The organism is Paenibacillus sp. UNC451MF, assembly GCF_000686845.1.
Classification (GTDB): Bacteria; Bacillota; Bacilli; order Paenibacillales; family NBRC-103111; genus Paenibacillus_S.
In genome coordinates, this window is record NZ_JMLS01000012.1 from 36,394 (window position 1) to 62,070 (window position 25,677).

22 protein-coding genes and 2 pseudogenes are annotated in these 25,677 nt (G+C 46.3%); 18 read left to right on the forward strand and 6 right to left on the reverse strand.

Translation table 11 applies throughout. From position 1 onward, the window contains the following. Nucleotides 1–101: 101 nt before the first annotated feature. Nucleotides 102–2,288, forward strand: coding sequence for a family 78 glycoside hydrolase catalytic domain (locus BP97_RS36275; RefSeq protein ID WP_231506305.1), 2,187 nt, complete (start codon nt 102–104; stop codon nt 2,286–2,288). A gap of 96 nt (nt 2,289–2,384) precedes the next feature. Here BP97_RS36275 and BP97_RS0114155 read toward each other — a convergent pair whose 3' ends face one another. After that, entirely contained in the window at nt 2,385–3,098 is a 714-nt protein-coding gene (locus BP97_RS0114155; RefSeq protein WP_028549691.1) for an SDR family oxidoreductase, read from the reverse strand. A gap of 437 nt (nt 3,099–3,535) precedes the next feature. Between BP97_RS0114155 and BP97_RS0114160 the strand changes: the two genes are divergently transcribed. The 7 genes from BP97_RS0114160 to BP97_RS0114190 all read left to right on the forward strand — a co-directional run bounded on the left by BP97_RS0114160 (nt 3,536) and on the right by BP97_RS0114190 (nt 8,706). Beyond that, a complete protein-coding gene (locus tag BP97_RS0114160; RefSeq protein ID WP_028549692.1) occupies nt 3,536–3,994 on the forward strand; it encodes a MarR family winged helix-turn-helix transcriptional regulator in 459 nt (152 codons plus the stop codon). 120 nt (nt 3,995–4,114) lie between these two features. Further along, complete coding sequence (locus BP97_RS0114165; RefSeq protein ID WP_028549693.1) at nt 4,115–5,071, forward strand: acetylxylan esterase; 957 nt, start codon at nt 4,115–4,117, stop codon at nt 5,069–5,071. A gap of 126 nt (nt 5,072–5,197) precedes the next feature. After that, nucleotides 5,198–5,791, forward strand: a complete 594-nt coding sequence (locus BP97_RS0114170; RefSeq protein ID WP_028549694.1) for a class I SAM-dependent methyltransferase — start codon at nt 5,198–5,200, stop codon at nt 5,789–5,791. 241 nt (nt 5,792–6,032) lie between these two features. Beyond that, nucleotides 6,033–7,163, forward strand: a complete 1,131-nt coding sequence (locus tag BP97_RS0114175; RefSeq protein ID WP_028549695.1) for an MBL fold metallo-hydrolase — start codon at nt 6,033–6,035, stop codon at nt 7,161–7,163. A gap of 45 nt (nt 7,164–7,208) precedes the next feature. Next, nucleotides 7,209–7,781 carry a sulfurtransferase TusA family protein gene (locus BP97_RS0114180; protein ID WP_036745880.1) on the forward strand — a complete coding sequence of 191 codons (573 nt, stop codon included), beginning with the start codon at nt 7,209–7,211 and terminating at the stop codon, nt 7,779–7,781. 23 nt (nt 7,782–7,804) lie between these two features. Continuing rightward, nucleotides 7,805–8,203, forward strand: a complete 399-nt coding sequence (locus BP97_RS0114185; protein WP_028549697.1) for a DsrE/DsrF/DrsH-like family protein — start codon at nt 7,805–7,807, stop codon at nt 8,201–8,203. Between the two features lie 119 nt (nt 8,204–8,322). Further along, nucleotides 8,323–8,706, forward strand: a complete 384-nt coding sequence (locus BP97_RS0114190; protein WP_028549698.1) for a DUF302 domain-containing protein — start codon at nt 8,323–8,325, stop codon at nt 8,704–8,706. Here the strand turns inward: BP97_RS0114190 and BP97_RS41705 are convergent. The 4 genes and pseudogenes from BP97_RS41705 to BP97_RS41415 form a co-directional block, all read right to left on the reverse strand. Beyond that, nucleotides 8,651–8,935, reverse strand: coding sequence for a hypothetical protein (locus BP97_RS41705; RefSeq protein WP_442952366.1), 285 nt, complete (start codon nt 8,933–8,935; stop codon nt 8,651–8,653). The two genes, BP97_RS0114190 and BP97_RS41705, sit on opposite strands and share 56 nt — an antisense overlap. A gap of 11 nt (nt 8,936–8,946) precedes the next feature. Continuing rightward, nucleotides 8,947–9,806: pseudogene (locus BP97_RS38855) on the reverse strand (protoglobin domain-containing protein). A gap of 146 nt (nt 9,807–9,952) precedes the next feature. Further along, entirely contained in the window at nt 9,953–11,620 is a 1,668-nt protein-coding gene (locus BP97_RS36285) for a putative bifunctional diguanylate cyclase/phosphodiesterase (protein WP_051620585.1), read from the reverse strand. 30 nt (nt 11,621–11,650) lie between these two features. Continuing rightward, the gene (locus BP97_RS41415) at nt 11,651–12,094 is read right to left on the reverse strand and encodes an STAS domain-containing protein (protein ID WP_081824163.1); all 444 of its coding nucleotides are present in this window, start codon (nt 12,092–12,094) and stop codon (nt 11,651–11,653) included. Between the two features lie 243 nt (nt 12,095–12,337). Here BP97_RS41415 and BP97_RS0114210 point away from each other — a divergent pair, with 243 nt between their 5' ends. The 6 genes and pseudogenes from BP97_RS0114210 (at nt 12,338) to BP97_RS0114240 (ending at nt 19,465) form a co-directional block, all read left to right on the forward strand. Then, a complete protein-coding gene (locus tag BP97_RS0114210) occupies nt 12,338–13,945 on the forward strand; it encodes an extracellular solute-binding protein (protein WP_028549699.1) in 1,608 nt (535 codons plus the stop codon). A 208-nt stretch (nt 13,946–14,153) separates the two neighbouring features. Beyond that, a pseudogene (locus BP97_RS41035) lies at nt 14,154–14,270 on the forward strand (sugar ABC transporter permease); the annotation flags it as partial. 170 nt (nt 14,271–14,440) lie between these two features. Next, entirely contained in the window at nt 14,441–15,634 is a 1,194-nt protein-coding gene (locus BP97_RS0114220; RefSeq protein ID WP_028549701.1) for an ROK family protein, read from the forward strand. 455 nt (nt 15,635–16,089) lie between these two features. Next, nucleotides 16,090–17,637 (forward strand): ABC-F family ATP-binding cassette domain-containing protein, encoded by a 1,548-nt coding sequence (locus BP97_RS0114230; protein ID WP_028549702.1) that lies wholly within the window; start codon nt 16,090–16,092, stop codon nt 17,635–17,637. A gap of 278 nt (nt 17,638–17,915) precedes the next feature. Next, on the forward strand, nt 17,916–18,485 hold the full coding sequence (locus tag BP97_RS0114235) for a D-sedoheptulose-7-phosphate isomerase (protein WP_231506306.1): 570 nt from the start codon (nt 17,916–17,918) through the stop codon (nt 18,483–18,485). Beyond that, on the forward strand, nt 18,485–19,465 hold the full coding sequence (locus BP97_RS0114240; protein WP_028549704.1) for an ROK family protein: 981 nt from the start codon (nt 18,485–18,487) through the stop codon (nt 19,463–19,465). The genes BP97_RS0114235 and BP97_RS0114240 overlap by 1 nt, the downstream gene beginning before the upstream one ends. Nucleotides 19,466–19,572: 107 nt before the next feature. Here BP97_RS0114240 and BP97_RS0114245 read toward each other — a convergent pair whose 3' ends face one another. Then, on the reverse strand, nt 19,573–20,490 hold the full coding sequence (locus BP97_RS0114245; RefSeq protein ID WP_028549705.1) for a dihydrodipicolinate synthase family protein: 918 nt from the start codon (nt 20,488–20,490) through the stop codon (nt 19,573–19,575). A gap of 231 nt (nt 20,491–20,721) precedes the next feature. Between BP97_RS0114245 and BP97_RS0114250 the strand changes: the two genes are divergently transcribed. The 4 genes from BP97_RS0114250 (at nt 20,722) to BP97_RS0114270 (ending at nt 25,581) form a co-directional block, all read left to right on the forward strand. Then, complete coding sequence (locus BP97_RS0114250; RefSeq protein ID WP_028549706.1) at nt 20,722–21,504, forward strand: HAD family hydrolase; 783 nt, start codon at nt 20,722–20,724, stop codon at nt 21,502–21,504. A gap of 85 nt (nt 21,505–21,589) precedes the next feature. Continuing rightward, nucleotides 21,590–22,531: a DUF4432 family protein gene (locus BP97_RS0114255; RefSeq protein WP_197035468.1), complete on the forward strand. Its 942-nt coding sequence runs from the start codon at nt 21,590–21,592 to the stop codon at nt 22,529–22,531. Then, nucleotides 22,503–24,509, forward strand: coding sequence for a GSU2086 family protein (locus BP97_RS40680; RefSeq protein ID WP_197035469.1), 2,007 nt, complete (start codon nt 22,503–22,505; stop codon nt 24,507–24,509). The genes BP97_RS0114255 and BP97_RS40680 overlap by 29 nt, the downstream gene beginning before the upstream one ends. Further along, complete coding sequence (locus BP97_RS0114270) at nt 24,499–25,581, forward strand: bifunctional heptose 7-phosphate kinase/heptose 1-phosphate adenyltransferase (RefSeq protein ID WP_051620587.1); 1,083 nt, start codon at nt 24,499–24,501, stop codon at nt 25,579–25,581. The genes BP97_RS40680 and BP97_RS0114270 overlap by 11 nt, the downstream gene beginning before the upstream one ends. The last annotated feature ends 96 nt before the right edge of the window (nt 25,582–25,677 follow it).

The following is a 25,677-nucleotide window of genomic DNA, read 5'->3' on the forward strand; positions in this document are numbered from 1 at the left end:
ACTTGGTGAAGACTGGAATAGATTGACCATGTAGTAACCTCTTGGGATATAATGGATGTGATGAATTAACCAACTCCATTACAGAAAGTATGGTGCTTCGCTTGAATAACTTAGGGTCGGCAAAGTGGATTATGGACCAGCGATTTAATGGTCTGCAGCCTATTGATGTATATCATAAGGAATTGGCGCATGTGGAGCCTTCTGAACATAGCGAAGCACTTCAGAACGTGCATACGCTGGTTAGAAAGACGTTTGTGCTGGAGGAGCATGTATCGGAAGCACTGCTGCAGCTAACTGCCGACGATTACTACAAGGTGTATGTAAACGGACAATTTGTCGGACAAGGACCCGCTCAAAGTAATTATTATCATTATTACTATAATAAATATGATGTAAGTGAATATCTCCAACAAGGTGACAATATCATTGCAGTTCATGTGTATTATCATGGGCTCATCAGTCGTTCCTACAATAGCGGAGATTATCGGCAGGGCCTCCTTGCGGAATTGAGCGTTAATGGTTCAACTCAAGTACACACCGACAAAACCTGGAAATATACCACAGCTGAGGAGTATGGCCCAACAAGCGTTATCGGCTACAATACTCAGTTTCTTGAAAACATCGATAGTCGACTCCAGTTGAACGGCTGGCGAGAGAGGGGCTTTGATGATTCGGGGTGGTTATTCGCTTGGGAGCACTTGGAGGATGATCATCTACTGGTGTTGCAGCCGACTCCAACCTTGTCCGTATATGAGATCAAGCCACAACAAGTTAAGCGTATAGACGAAGGGTACTTGATCGATTTTGGTCATGAAATTACCGGACAGTTCACTATGAAGGCACATGGACAATCGGGACAAACGATAGAAGTTCGGTGTGGAGAAGAATTGCTCCCGGATCAAAGGGTTCGTTATCAAATGAGATGTAATTGTACCTATCAGGAAATCTGGACTTTATCGGGCGAACGCGATGAGCTTGAATTTTACGACTATAAGGCATTCCGTTATGTTGAGGTGATCGCTGAGGACGAGTCGGCGCTACAGCCCGAGACATTTGCCGCAATCGTGCGACACTATCCGCTGGATGAGAAGGCATGCCAGTTTGAATCTTCGAATCCGTTATTAAACTCCATATGGTCCATCTGTGCAAATGGCATTACGTATGGAACGCAGGAAAACTACGTCGATTGCCCGTCCCGCGAAAAAGGTCAGTACCTTGGAGATAACACGGTTATTACTCATGCCCATGCTTATGTGTCCGGAGATCTGAGGATGATTCGCAAGGCGATTGAAGATTTCGCTCTGCTGTCTTCCCGGGTATGTCCTGGGCTGATGGCTGTTGCTCCAGGACATTTTATGCAGGAGATAGCGGATTTCTCCCTACAGTGGCCGATGCAGCTGCTTCAGTACTACAAACTAAGCGGGGATCGGGAATTTTTGGAGTCCATGTACCCTGTTGCTGAACAAATGATGGATTATTTTGATCGGTACAAACGTCAAGACGGATTACTTGACTCAGTCAATGACAAGTGGAATCTGGTCGATTGGCCGGAGAATGCAAGAGATGGCTATGATTTTTCGTTGAAGAAAGGGCATATTGAAGGCTGCCATAATGTAATTAATGCATTTTACTATGGAGCTTTGCAGTCCATGTCAGACATCCGCGAGGAGCTGCAAATGCCTCGCCGTGACGATTTGGAGGTATTCTGTGCTTCATTCCGTCATGCTTTTTATCGACCGGACCAGAAGCTGTTCGTAGATGCCGAGGGCTCGGAGCATGCTTCCCTTCATGCTAATGTTCTGCCGCTTCTATTCGGACTGGCGCCTGAGGAGGCGGTCACTTCCATCGTAGGCCTAATCCGGACGAAACGTTTCAGCTGCGGCGTGTATATGGCTTATTTTGTGCTTAAAGCTCTGGCAGCTGCAAAGGAATATGAATTGTTGTACGATTTGATTGTTTCAGATGACCTTCATTCCTGGGGAAACATGGTGAAGGAAGGGGCTACCACCTGCTACGAGGCATGGTCGAAGGAATTAAAGTGGAACACCAGTCTATGCCATCCATGGGCTAGTGCGCCGATCCCGCTATTTATTGAGGAGATAGTCGGCTTAAAGCCTGCAAGTCCCGGCTGGGAGAAGGTGAGCTTCGAGCCGCATTTGCCCGATTCACTGCGTGAGATTCGACTAAGCTTTAGAGTTCCGGCAGGGGAAGTCCAGTTTGAGTTAAAAGATGGGTTGATAAGCCTAAATGTTCCTGAGGGAGTAGCGGTCGTTAAGCAAGTTGGATAGTAAAGTGATTAAGGCGTTAACGCTCCATCGCGATAATTATAGTGTAACAAAAAAGCTGTTCTATCCTTTTGGAGGAGAACAGCTTCTTTGTTTTGTTTAGGTTAGGATATGCCCGCCTTCCACATGGAGAACGGTTCCGGTTACAAATTGATTTTGGAGCAGGTAGAGTACGCTTTGTGCAACATCCTCAGCATTTCCAACACGTTGCACGGGCAGTTTATTAGCTATCGCTGTATAGAATTGATTGCGTGCCTCCTCAGGCATTTTACTGCGTGATGGCGTATCGATTATACCGGGTGAAATGATACTAACACGGATGGGAGCGAGTTCCAGAGCAAGGGTTTGGCCGAGATTCGCAACGGCTGCATTGGCTGCTCCTAATATAGAGGAGCCGACCATTGATTTAAAAGCAACGACGCCCGAAAATAAGGTAATGGATCCGTCGGGCGAAATATGGGGTGCTCCGTACTTTACCGCGTAATATTGGCCCCAAAACTTATTATCGAACAGCTGCCGGGCTTGGGCGGTGTCGGTTTGGAGGAATGGCCCACCAGAAGTCTCCGCTGCGCTTACGACCAGATGATCGAACGGGCCAATAGTACTGAAGAAGGACTGAACCTCCTCCTCATGTGTCGTATCCAATTGATAAGCAATAGCTTGATTGCCGAGCTCTTCTTTTGCTTTTTGCAGTTTGATTTCTGAACGGCTTGCGATGATGACTTCTGCTCCAAGGGCAGTGACTTGACGTGCAGTTTCTAAACCGATTCCTGAGCTGCCTCCGATAATGACTATTTTTTGATTTTGCAGCATAGTTGTACCTCCTAATATTTTGAGTGATGGGTTTAGAGAAGGATAGGAAGCAGTATCTCCTCTGTTAAGAAAAGAGTGTATCAAATTACATGAATATTATATAAATAGTAATTTCATTTTGGGAAGTAGTGATATTTATTTCATATAGTATCTTGAAGTAAAGTTTTGTGATATAGATAGGATTATCGTAAGAAAATATTTGTTTTTAATGCTGTGGAAAGCAAAATGGCTAGGGGAGCAGCTGTTACCGCCACATGTCTGGGGCGATACGTTGGAAGAAGTACAAGACTGCCAGAGACTCGGAGGCAATATATTTTGTGCTATTTTAATACCAAAAAGCAGCTATATTCAACGGCTTGACCTGTTATAATAGAAGAAACGTATTCATTTTTAGGAATGAACGGCATAGGAAATAATATAGAAAGGGAGGCACGGCTATGCACGATCTAAGTTCATATGCTCTTCGTATACGAATTGCTATGCATAAAACGCAGCGGGAAATAGCTAACATTATGCAGAGTCAGTTTCAGCTGGAGCTTACAAGGGCACAATTCTATATCCTTAAACTAATATCCGAGGATGGTCCGTGTACAATTACTCAACTATCCAAGAAGTTTGGCATCAATACAAGTACGGTATCGACAATGATTAACAAACTAGTTCTCGATGAATTAATCTCCCGTGAATATAGTAACGATGACCGAAGAAAAGTTTTTGTTTCTATAACCCAGCATGGAAGTGACGTGCTCAAGCAGGAGCTGCTGCATTACAGTCAAATATTAGAACGGTACCTATCTCCTTTAAACCAAGAGGAGCTTGAAACCTTTGTAAATATATTTGAAAAGATCGTCCAAGCGAACAATGACAAAGCGGAAACAGTAAGTGTAAAAACGTAAGCGTTTTAAGTAAACAGGGCTGCGAACTAATCAGCAGCTTATTTATACATTCATGATTTAAGGACAGCCAAGAGAAGCTTGCAATCATAGTTAGAGCCTTAAGAGGGGGAAATGGGTTGCATGGGATATTTGGATCGTAAAATAGCAGATTTATATCAGTACACTCCGGAGCTAACGGCTCCCGAGGATCTGCACCTTTATTGGAGCAAGACGCTGGAACAATTGTCTCAGCGCGGTTCGGTCGCAGCCGAGCGGCAGCAAGTGTCTACAACGATGCGGGGCGTACAGGCGTATCAAGTGAACTATCAAGGCTATGATGAAACGAAGGTCTCCGGATGGTATCTTATCCCGAGCATGTGGAAGGAGAATACGTACCCTTGTGTCGTCCTTTTTCATGGATATGCGGGAAGCAGCGGGCTTCCGGAAAGCTATGCCCCATGGTTGTTGGCAGGCATAGCGGTATTTGCAATCGACCTTCGAGGGCAGACGGGAAGTACCGGCGATTTGCTGCCTCAAGAAGGAGGCATGGCAAAGGGTTGGATTACCAAAGGCATTGATGACAAAGATAGTTGCTATTATAAAGCGCTGGTGATAGATTGTCTGCGGGCGGTAGATTGGGCTGCGGAGCAGCCGGAAATCGATCCGAGTCGTATTGGCGTAGCGGGCGCCAGCCAAGGGGGCGGTCTTGCCATGATCGTAAGCGCATTGAGCCGGAAGCCTGCCTTTGCTATTGCGGACATACCGAACATGTGTCATATGGATTGGGGAATCTTTCATTCTACAGGCTCGTTGACTGAGGCCGCGGATTATGTCTCTCAATATCCTGACCGTTGGGAGAAGGTCATGCGTACGCTCAGTTATTTTGATAATATGAACTTGGCTGATCGAATCGAGATTCCCATATTAGTATCGGTTAGCTTGAAAGACCCTGTCTGCATGCCAGAGACGGTGTTTGCAGCTTATAACCGGATCGAATCTGATAAAGAGCTGCATATATATCCGTTCAGAGGGCATTCTACAGGGGAGAAGCATTTGCGCAAAGTGCTGGAATTCGCTCAGCGGCAGGTTGGGCGTTAATGCTATTAGCGCCTACACTGTATTTAACTAAGCCGTTCTATCTGCCCACGAGGAGAAGGACGGCTTTTTTCAATAGGATAGAATAAGTATGACAAATGCGTTTGGACAGGAACGGGGGAGGCAACGATGAATTCGCTATTTAACAAATATTATGACAGGTTAATGCGTCCCTTGGAGAGCCGGGCATTCCACTCCATTCGGAAGGAGCTCATTGAGCAGGTGGATGGGACCGTATTGGAGGTTGGTTCGGGTACGGGGGTGAACTTCAAGTATTATCAGCATGCGGATAAAGTATTTGCCGTCGAACCGGATGAGATGATGCTGGGACAATCACTTGTGCATGTTGATCGGCTTACCGTACCTATCGAAGTTGTAAGAGCGGGTGCAGAGCAGCTTCCTTTTCAGGATGATTCGTTTGATTGTGTCGTATGTACTCTTGTGTTTTGTACGATACCAGATCCAGTGACAGCGTGGTATGAAATCAAAAGAGTATGCAAACCGGGAGGACGCATTTTTGTTTTTGAGCATGTGAGATTAAACAATCCTTTGTGGGGAACTTTGCAGGACTGGCTGACGCCCTGGTGGAAAAGATGCTGCGGAGGTTGTCATTTGAATCGTAACACATTGGATGACATACAACGAGCTGGATTTAATGTAACGAATATAGATCGGAGATATAAGGGACTGATATTGGTTGCAAAAGCCGTTAATAATAAATAATGCCGTATGTTGGTTAAATAAGAACACTTGACTAAAGCAAACGAAAGGATTATAGTGTTTACATACCCCATGGGGTATGATGTTTATAAAATACATGCTCGATAAGATTGGATTAACAAAGAGAGGATCGGTAAATGCCGACTCATTTTTTTTATCCTAAAGCATACCCCATGGGGTATTTAGTGGATTAAATGCCATGAGTTTAGACATGATGACGAGCTAGAGAATGGAGGATACTTAAATGCAAGGTATGACATCAGCACAATTAACTCAAAAATTGTTGTCCAGTGAGCCTTTGTTCATTTTGGATGTGCGCAATGAAACGGATTTTAACGATTGGAAGATCGAAGGGAAGCAAATCCAGCATATGAACATACCTTATTTCGACCTGCTGGATGGAGTTGAGGCTATCATAAATCAAATTCCTGATGACCGGGAAGTTCTGGTCGTATGTGCGAAAGAAGGCTCCTCGATATTTGTAGCGGAGCAATTGATCGGGCAGGGAAAAACCAATGTTTCTTACTTAATCGGTGGAATGAAAGCATGGAGCGAGCATCTGGAGCCCGTCAAGATCGGAGACCTTAAGGATGGGGGTGCCATCTATCAGTTTGTTCGGATAGGCAAAGGCTGTTTATCCTATATGGTCATTTCTCAAGGTGAAGCTGCGGTTATAGATGCGGTTCGCATGACGGATGTATTTGTAAGGTTTGCCGACGAGCATCGCGTGCAGATTAAGCATACGATCGATACTCACCTCCACGCGGATCATATTTCCGGAGGCCGACATTTGGCCGAACAAACAGATGCATCGTATTGGCTTCCGCCGAAAGATGCGAACGAAGTGACATTTCATTATGAGAAGCTAGAGGAAGGGAATCGGCTTGTTGTAGGTCAAACCGCGATTCAAATTCAGCCGGTGTATTCACCGGGGCATACGATAGGCAGTACATCTTTAATCATCGATGACCAGTATCTGATGTCGGGAGATATCTTATTCGTTGCTTCGATTGGACGTCCTGATTTGGCCGGTAAAGCTGAAGATTGGGTTAGCGATCTTAGAACCACCTTATATGATCGCTATAAACAATTGTCAGAGGATTTAATTGTGCTCCCTGCCCACTTTGGCAAAATAACGGAGTTGGGCAATCGTGGGCAAGTGACGGCCCGTCTGGGTGATTTGTTCAAGCAAAATCCAGGGCTGAATATTGCTGATGAAGCTGAGTTTAGAAACTCCGTCACGCAAAACTTACCCCCTCAGCCTAACGCTTATCAAGAAATACGCCAAACCAATATGGGGAAAATAACACCAACGGACGAGGAACAACGCGAAATGGAAATAGGTCCTAACCGCTGTGCGGTCCATGATGTGTAAAAGGCTTGAAGCAAAGCCATGATAATAAGGGGAGGTCTATGACTTATGACAGAACTGTCTGTAAATCAAACGTTGGATTGCAAAGGGCTTGCCTGTCCGTTACCCGTAGTGCGAACAAAGAAGGCAATGGAAGCATTGAACGCGGGCGAGGTTTTGGAAGTGGTTGCGACGGATAAAGGCTCCGTTGCGGATCTTAAGAGCTGGTCGGGCCGAACAGGCCATCAATATATAGGGTTGAAAGAAGAAAATGGCGCCTTCCGTCATTTTATTCGTAAAGCGGAAGCATCCGATACCAAAGAAGAAATGAAGCATGCGGTTATAGCGACAAACGATGAGGTTCACAGCAAATTGGCATCGGGTGACAAGCTCCATATTTTGGATGTACGGGAACCTGCTGAGTTTGCATTTGGCCGCATTCCTGGAGCAATTTCTATCCCTCTGGGTGACTTGGAGAAAAGGCTGAATCAGTTTGATCCGTGCGCTGAATATTACGTCGTATGCCGTACGGGCAACCGAAGTGATTCGGCATGCCAAATGCTATCGGCCAAGGGCTTCCACAACGTGAAAAACGTAACTCCCGGGATGTCGCAGTGGACTTATGAGATAGAGAATGACTAATAGATTAAGGAGATGAACTCATCATGACTAACAAAAAAGTAGCACTTATAGCATCATCCGGCGGTCTGGAGACAGCCTATAAAGTGTTGAATATTGCCACGGCGGCAGCGGCATTGGATGCGGAGGTAGCGATATTCTTCACCTTCGAAGGCTTGTCGATTATTCATAAAGATTCGGAGCAGCTGCTTCAGCTCAAGCCAGGCAACGAAGGTTTGGCGGAAGGATTCAAGCGTGCTAACGTACCTTCCATCCAAGAGCTGATGAACATTGCCAAAGAGTCGGGTGTGCGGCTTATCGGCTGTCAGATGACGATAGATGTCATGGGCTTGCAGCAGGAACATTTTATTGATGGAGTAGAGCTCGGGGGCGCTGCGACATTCCTCGATTTTGCCTTCGATGCTCAGGTGAGCTTAAATTTCTAGGTCCCTAAAAACATCATTGGCATTCGATTGCTAATGATGTTTTTATTTTTTACATAAATTCAATCGATTTAACACAACATGTTTTTATGAAAATTGGTCAAGAAACGAGGGGGACATGTATGTTTCATTATACAGTAGAAACAAGCAAGTCCGTCGATGAAGCTATTACTTCATTGGAGGATAGCTTGAAGCAAGAAAACTTCGGCGTACTGTGGCACTTAGATATGAGACAGAAATTAGATGAAAAAGGAGTCGGGTTTGACACCGATTATCATATTCTTGAAGTATGCAATCCTGTAGAAGCCAAAAGGGTATTAAGTGAAAACTCCATCGTTGGCTATTTTTTGCCTTGTAAAATAGCAGTTTTTGAAAAGAACAGTAAGACTCACATCGGTATGCCTAAGCCAACAGCACTAATCGGCATGGTTGAAGGAGCTTCACTTCAAGCTATAGCCACGGAAGTAGAAAGTAGATTAATTTCTTGCATTGATAAATGTACATAAGACTATTCGTAGGCAGCACCCTTTCAATATCTGTAATACTGCTGTCGTGAGAGGAGAATATTCTCGTAAACACCTCGTTAGTCTCTATCACTCCTTGTTGGCCGGAAGAAATCAATTGCTGGACTCCTTGAATAGCATCGATAACCTGAACGGTATAATGGTTCGTATGCTGAATTAGCTCATTAATTTGCTCTACGGATTGCCGGGCGTCCCCGGACAGCTTTCGGATCGCGTCCGCAACTACGGAAAAGCCTTTTCCATGTACGCCGGCTCCTGCACTTCAATAGCTGCGTTCAGCGATAGGATTTTGATCTGATTGGAAATTTGAGCGACGATAGAAACGATTAGCTTAATTTGCGTAGAGGTGAATTCAAGATGAGAGATGGTTTGGCTCATGCGATGCGAGCTTTCATGGATGGACTGCATCTGATCTGACAGCTGTTTAATCTTAGAGGTGACTGTTAGTGCAAGCGATTTGGAGGCAATGGCTTTATCGGCACTGTTCGTTGCGGAATCGTTGGCAGTATGACTGCTTGCCAGTACTTGCTGAACGGATGCACTCGTCTGTTCAGTCAGTGCGGCCAGCTCTTCTGTGACGAGAAGCATATTCCCCTTCAATTCCTTCTTGACTCGTTCGTACTGCAGCTGGCTTTGTTCCCTATGCTTCTGTTCATATGCTTCCAATACGAGCTGCTGCTCGAAGTTAAGTATTTTACTGATAGCCTTAAGTATGATCAAGCAGTCCTCATTACTTTGTACGTGGATATAGATGACATCCATAATAGCGGTTTGTAAATTATGAAAAGCACCCATATACCACTTGGGCTCCAAACCGATACGATGATGAATCTCGCAATACGAAGTCTTTTTTGAATAAATGCATTGTCGATGTGACCGTCGAAGATCTCGATAAGGTGACACTGGAAGGTGACTCTTAGACGATCCAGAGTGCTGTTGTCCGTAATAATGTTCTCTAATTCTTCGACTGAGAGAATGGATTCATAGAATGTTTGTACAATTTTGTCTATATGCTCGATAATAAGGGGCTGTACGGTACGAAGGATAGATAATTCGGCAGACATCAAGTTGATCATTTTCATTTGTAAAGATACCGCGGCGAATGGCTGCGAACTGATTTCTAGTGATGCAATACCTGAGTTCGCTTGCTGAGGCGGGGGAGCGGCTTGATGAGGATTCGTCCTCCATGATCGCCCGAACAGGCTTGCAACTGCGTGATAGGGGCCTCTTATTTTGCTATAAATTCCTTTTCTACGATCTCGGGTGGAAGAGGCTTAGACAGCCAATATCCTTGGATATAGTTGCACTGCAGCTCCTTTAATAGGCCCAATTGATCTTGTGTTTCCACTCCTTCCGCTATGACCCGCAAATTCAAGCTGTGCGCCAAGTCGATAATAGCTTTAATAATAGCTCGATTCGGAGAATCATCGGCATCAATGCCATCTACGAAGCATTTGTCTATTTTTAAAATATGAACCGGGTATTGTTTCAAATAGCTTAATGAAGAATAGCCTTTTCCGAAATCATCAATTGCGACCTCGACCCCTAGCTGCTTAAATTGACTTAGAATCGAAACGATAGACTCTATTTGATGAATACTGACAGTTTCCGTGATTTCTAGAATAAGATAATGAGGGTCCAGCCCCGTGTCTTCCAAAATGCTAGCAACGGATTGAACCAAATTATGTTGAAGAAATTGACGGGCGGAGAGATTTACGGCCATTTTGACAGGAGAGTAGCCCTTGGATTGCCACTTTTTATTGAGCAGACAAACCGAGCGTAATACCCATTCTCCGATTTCAACGATGAGTCCGCTTTCCTCCGCAATCGGTATGAACTCGGCAGGAGAGATTACTCCCAGTTCGGAGTGCTCCCATCTCAGCAGGGCCTCTAGTCCATAAACTCGACCTGTGGAGAGGTTCATTTGAGGCTGATACACAATCGTGAGCTGTTCGCGATCCAACGCTTTGCGCAACCCATTCTCCAGATGAATCCGTCTTAGAAACGTATCGTTCATGTTAGTGGTGTACAGCTGATAATGATTTTTTTGTTTTTTCGCGTGATACATAGCAATGTCGGCATGTTTGATTAACGTTTCCGTGTCTTCTCCATCAGAGGGGTATAAGCTGACTCCAATGCTAACGGTAACAAACAGCTCTTGGTCTTTACATTTAAAGGGAATGGTTAATTGCTGGCAAATGGTTTCAAGCTTGCTGATAACAGGCTCCAATGAATGTCTATAGGGGATAATGACCGTGAACTCATCCCCTCCTAAGCGTGCTATTGTATCATCCGAACCTACGCACTCGCGCAACCGAATTGCAATGTGCTGAAGCAGCTGATCTCCGATCATATGACCGAGCGTATCGTTGATTATCTTGAAATGGTCAAGATCCATGAACAGGAGGGCAACCGTTTGATCGCTAATTTGAGCCTGTTCTATAGCTTGCTGAAGCCGTTCCAAGAACAAAACGCGATTGGGTAAGCCGGTTAACACATCATAATGCGCTAAATAAGTAAGCTTGTCCTCATACTGCTTGCGTTCGGTAATATCCGAGAAAATGCCAATGTAATGCGTAATTTTGTTATGCCTGTCCTTGATAGTGTGAATAGTAATCCATTCAAGGTAGATTTCGCCGTTTTTACGACGATTCCATATCTCTCCCTGCCAGCTTCCTGTCTCATGAATGCTTGCCCACATATCGGCATAGAACGCTGAATCCTGCTTTCCGGAATGCAAAAGGCGCGGGTTTTGACCGACAGCTTCCTTTTCCGTATAGCCTGTTGTTTTAGTAAAAGCCGGATTGACGGTTAAAATAACGCCTGCGGTATCGGTAATCATAATGCCTTGACTTGCCGTTTCAAAAACCAGGGAGTGAAGATGATGTCGGTTCATATGTGTTTCCCTTCATTCGATAGTATGTTTCTAGTCCTCAAACAAGGACGAGAAGTCGAATCTAGCTTCAAACTCGTGCCGAAGTCCATAAATGCGTATACCGCCGCCTTGCTCTTTTGCTTTCTTTCGAATGGCAAGCAGGATGCCGAACCCGGAGCTGTCGATGGATTCAATTTCTGTGAAGTCAAAACTAAACCGGCAATATGCTTGTTCAAAATAAGGAAACAGTTCCTCCCTTAACCAGGTCGCCTCAGTCATCCGAAGGCTCCTTTTTAATTCAACATGCACCGTTCTATCCACAGTCCAAACCTTGGGATTCAATAGTTTCCACCTCACATCTGACAAATTTACACAACAAAGCTCGTCTGTCTCTAAGCATGGTGAAAGATATCCCAAATATTTCATATCATAAAGGAATTGGAAAAATGAAGTAATGATAAAAATCACAAAATACCTCTTGAACTTGGTATACATTAATTGGGTATTCAACTATAATTATATTTACTTAATGAATAAAATAATTGGGTTACCAAGATATTAGAAAAGTGCTTAGGGTGATGCTGGAAGAAATAGGATACATGGATGGAAAAATGAATCATGGGCTCGAATTGCTCCTATCGGTTCGTAATGTGAGGTTTTGGTCATAGGCGTTACTCAAGTCTGGCTTCTATACTGAAGGTGCAATGATCGAGCAAAACATGATTAAAGGGGGCAAGGATGCAAATGACTACAAAGGGCAGCATAGTATGTTCATCCTTGTTGGTGCTGGGTGTGCTTGCAGGCTGCAGTGGAGGAGGGGCAAAGCCGGCGGAAGGGAACCAGCTTGCTGCTGACAGTAAAGCGGCTCAGCCATTGAACTTATCCTGGATGCGTTATGAGAATCCGTCACAGCCATTTATTCAAAATCCCGTCCTTCTTCAAGAAATGCTGAAACGAAAAAATGTACAGCTGCAGCTCCAGAGCACTCCACAGAGCAATTATGACGACAAGAAGAAAACGCTGATTGCTACGAATACGATACCTGACGTTCTGCTAGTGAAGCAGGATGACATATCGAACTTTTCCGACACCGGAATTTTCCTCGATCTGACCCCTTATTTGGATAAAATGCCGAATTTCAAAAAAGTGGCACAGGATTTCCCTGAAATTAACAAAAACAAAATCGACGGCAAGCTCTTTGGGTTTCCATTAACGCAAAAGTATGCCGCATCGCAATCCGGTCAAGTACCTGTCATCCGTGTTGATTTGTTGAAAAAGTTAAATTTATCGACTCCAACTACGTATGAGGAGTTATATTCCGTATTCAAAAAATTAAAGGAAGCTTACCCCGACACCTATCCTTTCACAAGCCGGGCGGCCAACGGTTTAACAGGAACGGAAAATTTGATCAATCCGATTGCATTTGGATTTGGCAGCGGTTACACGAATACGACAGGTGCCAAGGTATACTATGATCCTGCCTTGAAGCAGTATAAGTTCGGTCCATTTGCCCCTGAGTTCAAGGAAGCCATTGGTTATCTTCATAAGCTGTATAAGGAAAAGCTGCTTGATCCCGATTATGCAACCGCTACATCGCAAATATGGCAAGAGAAATTAAGCTCCGGCAAATCATTGTATTATCAGGACAATACAGGGTTCGGCGCCAATTTCAATGCTGTATTGAAGAAGAGGGAACCGGAAGCAAGCTTCGACATGCTTCCGATACTTGCTGGAGGCAGCAAGGGTACCAAACGTGTTCAATTATACCAGCTCGATCATTTGCAGGAATCGTATGTGATTAGTGCCAAGACGAAGGACCCTGAAAGAGTGATCCAGTTCATGGATTGGTTGTATTCAGAAGAGGGACTCCGATTGACCTCTTGGGGGATAGAGGGACAACATTATGCGATAGATAACGGCAACTATAAAATCAACGAGCCGTTCTTTAATCCATTTAAAGATAAGCCGGACCCGTACGCTGCTATGAAATCAACGCTTGGGACTGGATATAACGGCCTTGCTTTATATACTGACGATCAACCGAATGTAGCCGCTCAGCCTAAGGAAGCGTTGGAATGGACCGAGAAAAACTATCAATATGTGAAAGACGGGCTGGCATTCAGAATGGCGTATGATCCTCCATTTACCAAATACGAACGTGAAAAGCTTAAACAGCTAAGAACTCAGCTGGATGCTTATTTGACCCAAACGATGGATAAATTCATTATGACAGACGGCGCCCTGGAGAAGGATTGGGACAGCTTCTTGAAGCAGTGCAGAGATAAAGGAGCACAGGAAATCGAGAGCATATTCAATGCTGCTTTAGCGCGCGTTAAATATGCTTGAGCTTAAGGAGGGTGCTGTCCGATAAGGAGGTTAGTGTCCTCTTCTACAGAAAGGTTAGAGGAGGGATTGTTATTACGGCTGAAGCTGCCAAATGGCTTGACGTGAAGAGGAAGCTGAACCGAAGCAAGTTTCTATATATGATGCTTGCACTGCCGATTCTGTATTTTCTCATATTCCATTACGCGCCGATGGTCGGCAATTTGATGGCTTTATCAGCTCAGAAATATGGCAAGGCATCGGATGGAATTCAATCATTTATTTGGCTGCGCTAGCTTCCATTGATCCCGGTTTATATGAAGCTGCAACGATAGACGGAGCGGGTCGCTAGGGGCGAATCCGCCATATTACGGGAGCGGTGAAAGGATAAGTCCTGAAATAATGAGACGTGCTTTGTTACGGATAAGGCATGCGGGAAGCTGTTCTCAATTCTTGTAATTGCCTATGTGGAGGTTTACAATAAATCTAACTATTACGCCTCCCGAGGAGAGTCCATTCATGTTGGAATCAAAAGCAATCTACTTGCAAAAGGTGAAGCTTCAGAACATGTCGCTTATTTTGCAAAACATATGGAGATTAGAAGCTGTGTCAAGAATTGAGTTAGTCGACATGACCCGACTTACCTCCGGCACCATTACCAATTTGACCCAAGAGCTTATTCAGAGGCGAATCATTCGGGAGTCCGAGTCGAACTCAGAGTCCGTCGGTCGCAAAAGAGTCAATCTGCGGTTTGACAATAGTCTCTATTCCATAATTGGATTGGATATAGGAAGAACAACCATTGGTGCTGTGATGACTGATTTAATGGGGAATATATTAGGGACAATCGAATACGGAACGGTTGGAATTAATGATCCTGAGGCAGTCCTGTCACTTATTGATCCGTTCGTACGTAAATTGATAGCGACGGCAGAGTCGCAAAGAAGGACGATTATTGGGATGGGTGTAAGCATTCCGGGACCGATGGACCAATCGACAGGGAAGCTGAGATATCCGCCGCATTTCCCAGGTTGGAACGAATACCCCATCCGTTCGACGCTAGAGCAGCGCTACGGTATTAAGGTGTGGATCGAGGACGATGCCAGAACCTCTGCTTTGGCGGAACGCTGGTTCGGCATCGGTCGAGGCGGCAAAGACCTCCTGTTCGTATCCATGGGCATGGGCATTGGCGGCGGGGTCATTCAGAACGGAAGTATCCTGCGGGGGGCCAACGGCTTATACAGCCAGATTGGACATATGAGTCTTATGCTGGACGGTCCTGTGTGCGACTGCGGTAATATAGGCTGCTGGGAGGCTCTCGGCTCCATACCGGGTATTCTCAAACGATGGTCGGGAGAAGGCGGCTTCAGCGAATTTATCCAAGAGGTTAGGGAAGGAAAAGCCCGTGCGGTTCAGTGCATGCAGGAGACCATACGGATGGTAGAGATGTCGCTAACTTCCTTATTCAACCTTTATGATCCGGATGTTATTGTGCTTGGCGGTAAGCTGTATCCTTATCTCACCCCATACATGGAAGAAATTGTTGCTAAAGTCCGCAACCGGGTATTTGATGGTGCAAGTGAGCGGGTGTTCATCGAGCCTTCTACTTTCGGTGATATGCAGAGCCTGATGGGAGCTGTGGCGCTCGTCTTTGGGCGTGTGCTAGAACAGCCTCAGCTGGTAATAGAGGGTTCGCAAAGCTTGCGGCAGTAAAGGTTCTGGACCTTGTGTGAACCATGAATTACTTGACAAATAGATATTAACATAATAAACTGTCACCAATTGAAAGGAAGGTTTCAAATGGATCGCTTGAAAACTGTTAAACGTACTGCGAAAAGCTGCTCCGTACAAACGGATAAAAACGATGCAACGTTGTCCGGAGCTTAATCAAAAAGCGTATTGCTTTTTTTCATCGACTGACAGCCGTTAAAAATTGGTGTGATTCATCACGCTTATTTCGTTGTGCTATTGGTCGATGTTACGGATTAAGAGGCTGTAGACAAGGTTTTGTCTGCAGCCTTTTTGTGATATAAATTTCAGTTTTCATCGCTGAAGTTATATTGCTGTACATCCATGAAATGTACAGGTAAGCAGAAGGCTGGCACCAAAGGGTGCTGTGCTTTCTGCTTTTTTGTTTTCAAACTAACCGTAGAAAAGGGGAATACAAGATGAGTTTGCTTGAGGTTTATGACATGTCGCATGCGTATGGGGATAGAACGTTATATAAACATGTTCAACTGGAGCTGTACAAGGGAGAACATTTGGGGGTTGTCGGACAAAACGGAACAGGTAAAAGTACGTTAATTAGCATCTTGACGGGCGAGATTATTCCGGACGGTGGATCGATTAAATGGCAGTCCAACATTAAGATAGGTCATCTCGACCAGTATGCAGAAATCAATGGCAATGACACGGTGTACCATTACCTGCAATCCGCTTTCACTAAGGCATTTAACCTGGAAAAAGAGATCAATCGGCTCTATGAGCAAAGCGCCAAAACGGGAAATGAAGCCTATTTGCTGAAAGCTGCGGAGGTTCAAGAGCAGCTCGATGCACTCGATTATTTCTCCATTGAAAGTAACATCAATAAGGTGGTTCATGGTTTGGGGATTGATGCGATAGGTGTAGATCGACCTATTCAAAAACTGAGCGGCGGGCAGCGTGCCAAAGTCATACTGGCTAAGCTTCTATTGGAGAAGCCGGATGTACTTTTACTTGATGAGCCAACCAATTTTCTGGATAAGGAGCATGTGGATTGGCTGTCCGATTATTTATCTCTCAGTAAGCAGGCGTTTATTGTAGTGACACACAATTATGAATTTCTTGAATCCATTGCGACCAGCATATGTGATATTGAGGGGGAGACCATAAGGAAATATTATGGGAAATTCTCAGAATTTCTAAAGCAGAAGGCTCATTTGCGGGAGGATCATATTCGTCAGTTCAACGCGCAGCAAAAGAAGATTGAACAAACCGAAGCCTATATCCGTAAAAATAAAGCAGGTGTCAATTCCAGAATTGCACGAGGACGACAAAAACAGCTAGATAGGCTGGAACGAATTGCGCCACCGAACTTTGTCTCAGGTCCGTCGATCCGCTTCCGTGAAGTTCCGCTTACAGCACAAGTAGTGCTTGAGGTCCATCAATTGGAGGTAGGGTATGAGAAGCCTTTGCTCCCTAAAATGAATTTCGCTGTTACAGGTGCACAGAAGGTTGTCATAACAGGATTTAACGGGATTGGGAAATCGACTTTACTAAAAACGTTAGTTGGAAGGTTGCCAAGTCTATCGGGTAGATTCCGGTTTGCGGAGCAAATTAGAATCGGATACTACGAGCAGGACTTAAAATGGGATGACGATGACTTGACACCGATACAAATCATATCCGAGAAATATCCAAGAATGAGTGTGAAGGATATTCGTCGGCATTTGTCACAATGCGGGATCAAGGATGCTCATGTCATGCAGTCCATCCGCACATTGAGCGGTGGTGAGCAATCGAAAGTCAAACTATGCCGCTTGATTCTTTCCGAATACAATGTTCTGATTATGGACGAACCGACCAGTCACCTGGATGCGGAAACAAAAGTTGCGCTCCAAAAAGCTTTAATGCAATTTGCAGGCAGCATCATTTTAGTTTCACATGAGCAAGACTTTTATCTGGAGTGGGCAGACCGTGTGCTTAATATTGAGCAATTAATGAATGGAAAAGGATGATTACGAGGAAGTCTGGGGAAGGCACTTTGCTAAGTGTCTTCTTCGGGCTGTTCTGAAGGTGCAAATAGTCATTTACAAATACAAAAATGCATATTAAACTTAATGAATAAATTACTATAAACATCATGTATACTAAGTATTCTTAACAAAGTCATGCCATTTTATTTTATTCATTAAATTAAATATTGGAAATCCATTAGGGGAGGGATACCATGCATTCTGTTATCAAAACGCTCATAACTAGATATCCGGATTTGTCATGCTGTGAGGAGAGTGTGATGTCTGCATTTGAGGAGTTGAAAGCCTGCTATGAGCAGAGCGGCAAGATGCTATTATGCGGGAACGGAGGGAGTGCTGCCGATTGTGAGCATATCGTGGGTGAACTGATGAAGGGCTTCACCCGAAGACGGCCTGTTCCACAGCAAGTGAGAGAAAGGTTACAGGAAGTTATCGCCTCAGATGAAGAACCAAGTATTGCAGACCGCCTTCAGGGAGCACTACCGGCTATCTCTCTTGTCTCCCAATCCGGTATTATGACCGCTTATGCTAATGATGTGGATGCGGAAATGGTTTTTGCGCAGCAGGTGTACGGCTATGGGACAAAAGGAGATGTGCTGTTAGGAATTACAACCTCGGGCAATTCCCGAAATGTGCTGCAAGCACTAAAGGTAGCCAGGTCGCTTGGTATGCGTACAATTGGATTGACCGGACAGACGGGGGGACGAATGGCAAGCTTGTGTGATGTTTGTATTTGTGTGCCGTATGTATCCACGGCTGATGTACAGGAGAGGCATTTGCCGATTTATCACTCTCTATGTACGATGCTGGAGGAGGCGTTCTTTGCCTAATGTCTATTCTAGCGGGAATCGATATTGGAGGTACGAAATGTGCGGTAAGTCTGGGAAAGCCCGACGATAAAGGAACGGGAATCAAGCTGATCCATAAGGACATCATAGCAACGCCCCGTGAGCCTGAGAAAGCGATCGAACAGCTTATCACGATAGTAGAGGGGATGCTCAACCGGTTTGACCTGGCTTCGCCCGGGGCCATAGGCATTAGCTGTGGCGGACCGCTGGATTGCAAAGCTGGAGTCATTGTGTCACCGCCTAATTTGCCCCATTGGCATGGTCTGAATGTAACGCGGCCGTTCCACGATCACTTTCATACGGATGTAGGTTTGCAAAACGATGCCAATGCTTGCGCACTTGCCGAGTGGCAGTGGGGTGCGGGTAAAGGGTCACGAAACATGATCTTCCTTACATTCGGTACAGGAATGGGAGCTGGATTGATACTGGACGGCAAATTGTATTCAGGCACCAACGACATGGCTGGGGAAGTAGGGCATATGAGGATGACATCTACTGGTCCATACGGCTACGGCAAATGGGGTTCCTTCGAAGGCTACTGCAGCGGTGGAGGCATTGCACGGCTCGCCCAGTCCATGGTGCTTAACCATCTTCATGCCGGGAGGTCGCCTTCATTTTGCGCTAATATCGAACAGCTGAAGGACATCACAGCGGAAGCGGTTGGAGTATCCGCACAGGCAGGGGATCCGTTAGCTCTTGAGATTATGGGCATCGTTGGAGAGAGGCTGGGAGAAAGCATCTCGTGGATGATAGATATGCTCAATCCTGAGCGTATCATTGTGGGCAGCATCTACGGTCGTCAGCGGTCCATTCTGGAACCGATCGTCTTGGACAAAATACAAAAGGATGCCCATCCGTACAGTGCTTCGGTGTGTACGGTGGTGCCGGCGGGTTTAGGTGAGCGTATAGGAGATTATGCGAGCTTATCGGTAGCGTTACATCAAATGAAGCAGCAGGAGTAGAAAAGGAATAGGCACAATCAATCGCTAGCCTTTGACAGGGAAGCTTCCTCCTATCATTGGCTAGCGTTTGGTTGTGGAGCAGCTTAGAATGAAACAAACGTTTACCTTCAAATTCCGAGTTTCGCAGCGTTCATAATTTGTTGGCGAACAGCCCATTCATACCAGACCTGCAACGCTCTGTACTGCTCTGAGCTGAGCTCTGCCTTTGTACGAGTGACGGTGGTCATGGGTATGCCTTGGCAGGAGACGAGGTATTTGGCTGTTGCCGGAAACGAGGAGCCTATCATGGCGCTTAAACTGACCAGTTGGGCATGCGTGTCTTCGGCGGCGTTTGAGCCGGAAGAGGCTTCATCCCACAGCTTACGATGCAGTCCTGCAGCAGCGGTACTAGGGGTAGCCATAATACCCCCGGCACCAGTGCGGAGTGAATCGAGCAGCCACGGGATATTGGCTTGCAGCACAACGCTGTCCGGAGCCACATCGATTTTGGATTGAATCCCTTCTTGCGTGCAGGTGGTATCCTTAATCCCGACGAACCGGCCGGATTCGATAAGCTTCCGATACGTCTCGGGATGCATATGATGAGGTTTGTGGCCTGGAAATTCATACATAAGGATAGGAAGGGAGGTATGGCTTGCAAGCTCGAATAAGTAGCTCAAAAGTTGGTCCTGATCGTTACCCATTCCTTTAGTCGTCAACACGAGGCCCGTTACACCGGTTTGCTCCATTTGCTGGACCTCTTCTATTTGCTCTTCGAGCGATCCTTCCAAATTAGCTGTTACCACGACAGGGGTTGATCCTGCTTGCTGTACAGCGGTTTTGGCTAGCCTCAGACGTTCGTCGAGGTGAAGTGTAAGCATCTCCGAGCTGCCACAAACGGCAAAAAGATGATGCGGATGCTGGGCAAGCTGCCAATCGACGTAACGCTCGTAGACATCCCAATCAATAGAACCGTCAGAGGCAAATGGGGTGAGAAGCAGGGCATAGACGCCTTTAAAAAAAGATAAGTTGTGGGGGTTAGGCATTTCCGATACACCTCTTATTCAATTTAGTTTAAAATAATTAAATTAATGATTAAGAAAATGTTTGACCGCATTTCATACCCGCTCTATAATATATTTAATTAGATCTCCTCCTCCGTAGATCGATAATCAAATTATAGTCCAGTTTTAATTATGAGTAAATAACTTAATGAATAAGAAATAAGTTTTTCCGGAGGGCGGACTTTATCATCATATTGGAACGAGGGATGGACCATGGGGAACATCAAGGCGGTTTTATTTGATTTTGACGGTACTATATCGACGCTTCGTGCCGGATGGGAAGAGATTATGAGACCATTGATGAAGGAAGCGATTGCGGGTCAGATGCAGCTGACCGTTGAGCAAGAAACAGCATTGGAGCACGAGATTGACGCATATATCGATCAATCCACTGGAATTCAAACCATCTATCAAATGCGATGGCTAGCCGAAGCCGTGCGTCAACAGGGTTGGAATCACAATGTGCTGGATGAATGGGAATATAAGGCGGAGTATAACAAACGACTTCTTGAATGCGTGAATGGCAGGATTGAAAAATTACAGAGCGGAGAATGGACGCCTGAGCAATTTCTCATTCGCGGAGCGGCAGCATTCATTCAAGAGCTGCATCAACGTGGAATCGATCTGTATGTAGCCAGCGGAACGGATCATCTCGATGTCGTGAATGAAGCAAGAGTGCTTGGTTTAGCGAACTATTTCCAAGATATCATGGGCGCTCCCGTAGGCAAGGCCGATTGCTCCAAAGAGAAGGTGCTGCAGCAGTTAATTCATAACCGCCATCTTGCAGGCGAAGAGCTTGCCGTTATTGGCGACGGTAAAGTCGAGATTCGGCTTGGGAAAGAGGCTGGAGCGATGTCCTTAGGCTTAGCGAGTGACGAAGAGCGGCGTGAAGGCATAAACCCTGTTAAGGAACGCAGGCTCCGGGCGGCGGGAGCTGACTGGATAGCAGGTGATTTCCGGAATATCGAAGAATGGCTCGCCAAGCTGGGGTTGTAGAGCTATGCCTCCATCCTATCGAAAGCATCGTAATTTTGGATGTCGTCTAACAGAGGACTTGATTTATAAAGGTTACCGCTCCCTGATGTTGGAGAACGAAGTTCTGCAAATCATACTACTGCTAGATAAGGGAGGAGAGCCTGTTCGATGGCTCCACAAGCCGAGTGACACCGATCTTATATGGCATACGAGAGCAGGGCTCCTGCCGGCTCATTCACTTTATCCCGATTATCAAATGTCTTATTTGGGAGGATGGCAGGAGATGCTTCCCGAGGTAAGCGAGACCCACTATTATCGAGGTGCGCTTGTGCATCGCGGGGAGTCGGCGGTCACCCCGTGGGAATACGAAGTCTTGCACGAGGATAGGGAAGGGCTGAGTGTCCGCCTGACGAATCGGATACGGTCTCTGCCGTTAGTGATAGAGAAGACTATCATTTTAACCCGCGAAGCGGCAACAATACGTATGGAGGAAACCGTATGGAATGAATCTTCAGTACCTATGGAATTTAATTGGGGGCACCATTTGGCCTTTGGTGCGCCGTTCCTAACTACAGCAACCTTGATTGAATTTGCACCGGGTTCCAAGGTTTTGAATCCTGCAACTCAGGAAGTTTGGGATTGGCCGTACGCTTCTAATGACGGATCAATAACCGATTTGTCCAAGATGGCTTCGGCAGGTACACAAAGAGAGCTGTTAGCTGTGGAATCACTGGATGGGGTGTACCGTCTTTGTAATGGAAGTAGTAATGGAGCAATTTCGCTAGAGGTCAAGTGGGATCGAGAGGTGTGGCCTTTTGTCTGGTTTTGGCAAAATTTTGCCCATGACTCGGATGCTCCTTTTTTCGCATCCGAGTATAACATCGGACTGGAGCCGTTTAATGTGCCTCCCAAGTGGACGCTTGCAGAAGCTGCCGCCAAGGGAGCGGCTTTGAGCCTAGAGCCTCAAGGCAGCTTGACATCCTTTTTGGAAATATCCGTGGTCGAGAGGAGGACGCAGGATGAAGCTTCACCCAAGAATATCGTTTGACGCCATCAAAACCAATTCGGTATATACTCGGACCAATCTGGTGACGATCCGGAATATGGCGAAACCCTATGAAGATACACCTGGGGAGTGGCGGCAAACGAAAGAGAAGCAGCGATCGTTTGAAGAGCTTGTTGAGCGTATCTTAATTGCAAGAATGGCCGGGAAGCCGGTTATTTGGTCGATGGGAGCTCATGTCATCAAAAACGGTTTATCCCGATATGTGATTGAAATGGTGCGTAACGGGATCGTAACGCATGTAGCGGGTAACGGAGCGACTAGCATTCATGATTTTGAGTTGGCCTTTCTGGGAGAGACCTCCGAAGATGTGGCACGGGCCATAGAAGACGGTTCCTTTGGCATGTGGGAGGAAACCGGGCGGTTTATGAATGAAGCGATCCAGCAGGGGACAGCGGAGCAGGTGGGCTATGGCGTCAGCTTATACCGATACTTGAACCGTTATCCTGAACGGTTTCCTCATTATGATGATTGCGTGTTCGTACAATGCCAGCATTCGAATATACCGTACACTTGTCATATATCTATCGGTACGGATATTATTCATCAGCATCCGATCGTGGATTTCAAAGCGCTGGGAAGCACAAGCGGACGGGATTTCGGAACCATGTGTCAATCGGTGGCTGAAATGTCGGAGGGCGGCGTATTCCTTAATTTTGGTTCGGCGATTTCAGGTCCTGAGATTTTTTTGAAGGCACTTACTGTGTGCCGCAATCAGGGACTGCCAATGGCGTCGATCACGGCGGCTAATTTCGATATCGTGCCGGTTTTTCAGGAGATAGTTCCACAACGTTCGGAGTCCGATTATTATTATCGACCGCGCCGCAATTTCCTAGATCGTCTAAGCCAGATCGGCGGTCAAGGCTATCTATTCCATGGTTTGCATCAGGTAACCATCCCGAACTTGTTTCATAGAGTGCTGGAGCTGAAGCGGGAAAGGGGACTTGAATTTCCTGGTTATTCTAGGGTTGAGAAGCTGTCCCCGGATCGGATACAACTATTTACAGTCGCAGATAGGCCTGCGGATTTGAAAGTAGAGCAGCTGGAGGTAAGAGAGGCCTGCACTGTCGAGCACCCATGGCCCAGCTCAAGCGATCCAATATTCCAAACCTTCGTTAAACGTATTCAAGAAGCGCGCCGTCAAGGAGGCGAAGTGCTTTTGTCCCTTGGCGGGAATGTCATTGGAAGCCGGGTTTCTCCAGATCTGTGCGAATTGATCGAACGGGGATTCATTACGCATCTTGCCATGAATGGGGCAGGGGCGTTTCAAGATCTGGAGCTGGCGGCATTTGGACAGACGGAAGAAATAGATACGGACGCCTTAAGGAACGGAACGCTAGGTATGTGGAAGGAGCCGGGTGAGCTTCTGCATAGGGCGCTCCGTGAAGGCTACGCCCAAGGATACGGCTATGGTGAAAGCTTGATGTCCCACATATCCAAGCATCCAGAGCTGTATCCTTATCGCCAATACAGTCTGCTGTATGCCTGCAGTCGTCAAGGCATTCCCTGCACCGTGCACGTCACTCTGGGCACTGACGCGATTCAACAGCATCCCGATGTAGACTTTGCGGTCCAGGGGGATGCAAGCGGCATTGATTTTAAGATTTACGCAAGTACAGTGACTCGATTGAATGGAGGCGTATATGCCAACTTCGGCTCCACGGTAACAGGACCGGAAGTGCTGCTGAAGGCACTCTCTATCGCTAGAAACCTGGGATACCCGGTTCATCGCATCACCACAGCGAATTTTGACATTGTAAAGCTTGGGGACTTTCACCGCAATGTAGGCTACGAGGATTGGGATTATTACTATCGTCCCCGCAAAAACATCATTCACCGCCCGACCAGCTTAGGGGGAGAAGGATTTCATTTTGAAGGACTGCATGTACAAACGATTCCTGCATTGCGACAGGCGCTTTTGGACGATGAACAAGAAATGGAGGGGCACTCTCATGATACCTGATGAGGAACAGGAGCAGGAACAGGAGCATGCAATCACCACGTGCATAGAACGATATGAGGGGCTGACACGACAACGTGCGGAGGAAATAATTCGTCATATTACAACCCTTCGGGCTGGTGTCATCGGCGATGTCTGTCTGGATGTGTACTGGGAGGCTGATATGTCGCGCAGTACATTATCCCGTGAAACGCCTCACTATACACTGCCTATTGTGGAAGAGCGCTTTTCCCCAGGGGCAGCAGGCAATGTGGCTGCTAACTTGAAGGAGCTAGGCTGCCGGGAGGTATTCGTATGCTCGGTAACAGGTCAAGATTGGCGCGGTGAGCTTCTAAAAAGCGAGTTTGCCCAACGGCAAATCGATACTTCATTGCTGATAGCGTCAAGCAGTTGGCATACGCCTGCTTATTGCAAGCCTATTAGGGTAGGGCTGCAGCAGGTTAGACAGGAGGACCCTCGTCTTGATTTTCAAAATTTTCAGCCGATGTCATCTTCAATGGAAGCCGAATTGATCGAACGGTTGGATCAAATGATGGAGCAGGTAGATATCGTTGCCGTTACGGATCAACTGCCTAATGGCGTTATAGGCCAGGAAATTCGCAATAGGCTTGCAGTATGGGCAGATCGCGGCAAAAAGATCGTGGTGGATAGTCGTAATAACATCGGAGCTTATCAAGGCGTCATTGTAAAGCCTAATGAGGTAGAGGCGAGCCGGTGGTTCGACCCGATTGCTGAAGTAAGAGAGCAGTCAAGTCAGCATTGGGCTGAGACCGCGTTGCGTTTGTCGAATGCGGTGAACGGGGTGTGCTGTATGACGCTCGGCTCGGAAGGAGCCTTGTGGGCGGAGAGGGAGCACTGCATATTCGTACCCACCCGTGCGGTTGAGCCGCCCATCGATATTGTAGGGGCTGGGGATGCCTTCGCCTCAGCGCTGCTGTCAGCGCTTGGAGCAGGGAGCACAGGGCCTGAAGCGATGGCGTTCGCTCACATTGCTTCTTCCATCGTGATCCGCAAAATCGGCACGACGGGTACCGCTTCGCCACAAGAAATGATCCAACAGCTGTCATCATCATGAGCAAAGTTTGTTCGAATAATCCTTACTTTTGTGCAAATTTGAATTAGCATTCTGTATGTGAACCTCCTCTTGCTATGACTATAATTTGATTCAAGA

Excerpts from the sequence above, each read along its gene's own strand:
- BP97_RS0114155 (WP_028549691.1), bottom strand. The coding sequence starts at position 3,098 with ATGCTGCAAAATCAAAAAATAGTCATTATCGGAGGCAGCTCAGGAATC.
- BP97_RS0114160 (WP_028549692.1), top strand. The coding sequence starts at position 3,536 with ATGCACGATCTAAGTTCATATGCTCTTCGTATACGAATTGCTATGCAT.
- BP97_RS0114165 (WP_028549693.1), top strand. The coding sequence starts at position 4,115 with ATGGGATATTTGGATCGTAAAATAGCAGATTTATATCAGTACACTCCG.
- BP97_RS0114170 (WP_028549694.1), top strand. The coding sequence starts at position 5,198 with ATGAATTCGCTATTTAACAAATATTATGACAGGTTAATGCGTCCCTTG.
- BP97_RS0114175 (WP_028549695.1), top strand. The coding sequence starts at position 6,033 with ATGCAAGGTATGACATCAGCACAATTAACTCAAAAATTGTTGTCCAGT.
- BP97_RS0114180 (WP_036745880.1), top strand. The coding sequence starts at position 7,209 with ATGACAGAACTGTCTGTAAATCAAACGTTGGATTGCAAAGGGCTTGCC.
- BP97_RS0114185 (WP_028549697.1), top strand. The coding sequence starts at position 7,805 with ATGACTAACAAAAAAGTAGCACTTATAGCATCATCCGGCGGTCTGGAG.
- BP97_RS0114190 (WP_028549698.1), top strand. The coding sequence starts at position 8,323 with ATGTTTCATTATACAGTAGAAACAAGCAAGTCCGTCGATGAAGCTATT.
- BP97_RS36285 (WP_051620585.1), bottom strand. The coding sequence starts at position 11,620 with ATGAACCGACATCATCTTCACTCCCTGGTTTTTGAAACGGCAAGTCAA.
- BP97_RS41415 (WP_081824163.1), bottom strand. The coding sequence starts at position 12,094 with ATGTATACCAAGTTCAAGAGGTATTTTGTGATTTTTATCATTACTTCA.
- BP97_RS0114210 (WP_028549699.1), top strand. The coding sequence starts at position 12,338 with ATGCAAATGACTACAAAGGGCAGCATAGTATGTTCATCCTTGTTGGTG.
- BP97_RS0114220 (WP_028549701.1), top strand. The coding sequence starts at position 14,441 with ATGTTGGAATCAAAAGCAATCTACTTGCAAAAGGTGAAGCTTCAGAAC.
- BP97_RS0114230 (WP_028549702.1), top strand. The coding sequence starts at position 16,090 with ATGAGTTTGCTTGAGGTTTATGACATGTCGCATGCGTATGGGGATAGA.
- BP97_RS0114235 (WP_231506306.1), top strand. The coding sequence starts at position 17,916 with ATGTCTGCATTTGAGGAGTTGAAAGCCTGCTATGAGCAGAGCGGCAAG.
- BP97_RS0114240 (WP_028549704.1), top strand. The coding sequence starts at position 18,485 with ATGTCTATTCTAGCGGGAATCGATATTGGAGGTACGAAATGTGCGGTA.
- BP97_RS0114245 (WP_028549705.1), bottom strand. The coding sequence starts at position 20,490 with ATGCCTAACCCCCACAACTTATCTTTTTTTAAAGGCGTCTATGCCCTG.
- BP97_RS0114250 (WP_028549706.1), top strand. The coding sequence starts at position 20,722 with ATGGGGAACATCAAGGCGGTTTTATTTGATTTTGACGGTACTATATCG.
- BP97_RS0114255 (WP_197035468.1), top strand. The coding sequence starts at position 21,590 with ATGTTGGAGAACGAAGTTCTGCAAATCATACTACTGCTAGATAAGGGA.
- BP97_RS40680 (WP_197035469.1), top strand. The coding sequence starts at position 22,503 with ATGAAGCTTCACCCAAGAATATCGTTTGACGCCATCAAAACCAATTCG.
- BP97_RS0114270 (WP_051620587.1), top strand. The coding sequence starts at position 24,499 with ATGATACCTGATGAGGAACAGGAGCAGGAACAGGAGCATGCAATCACC.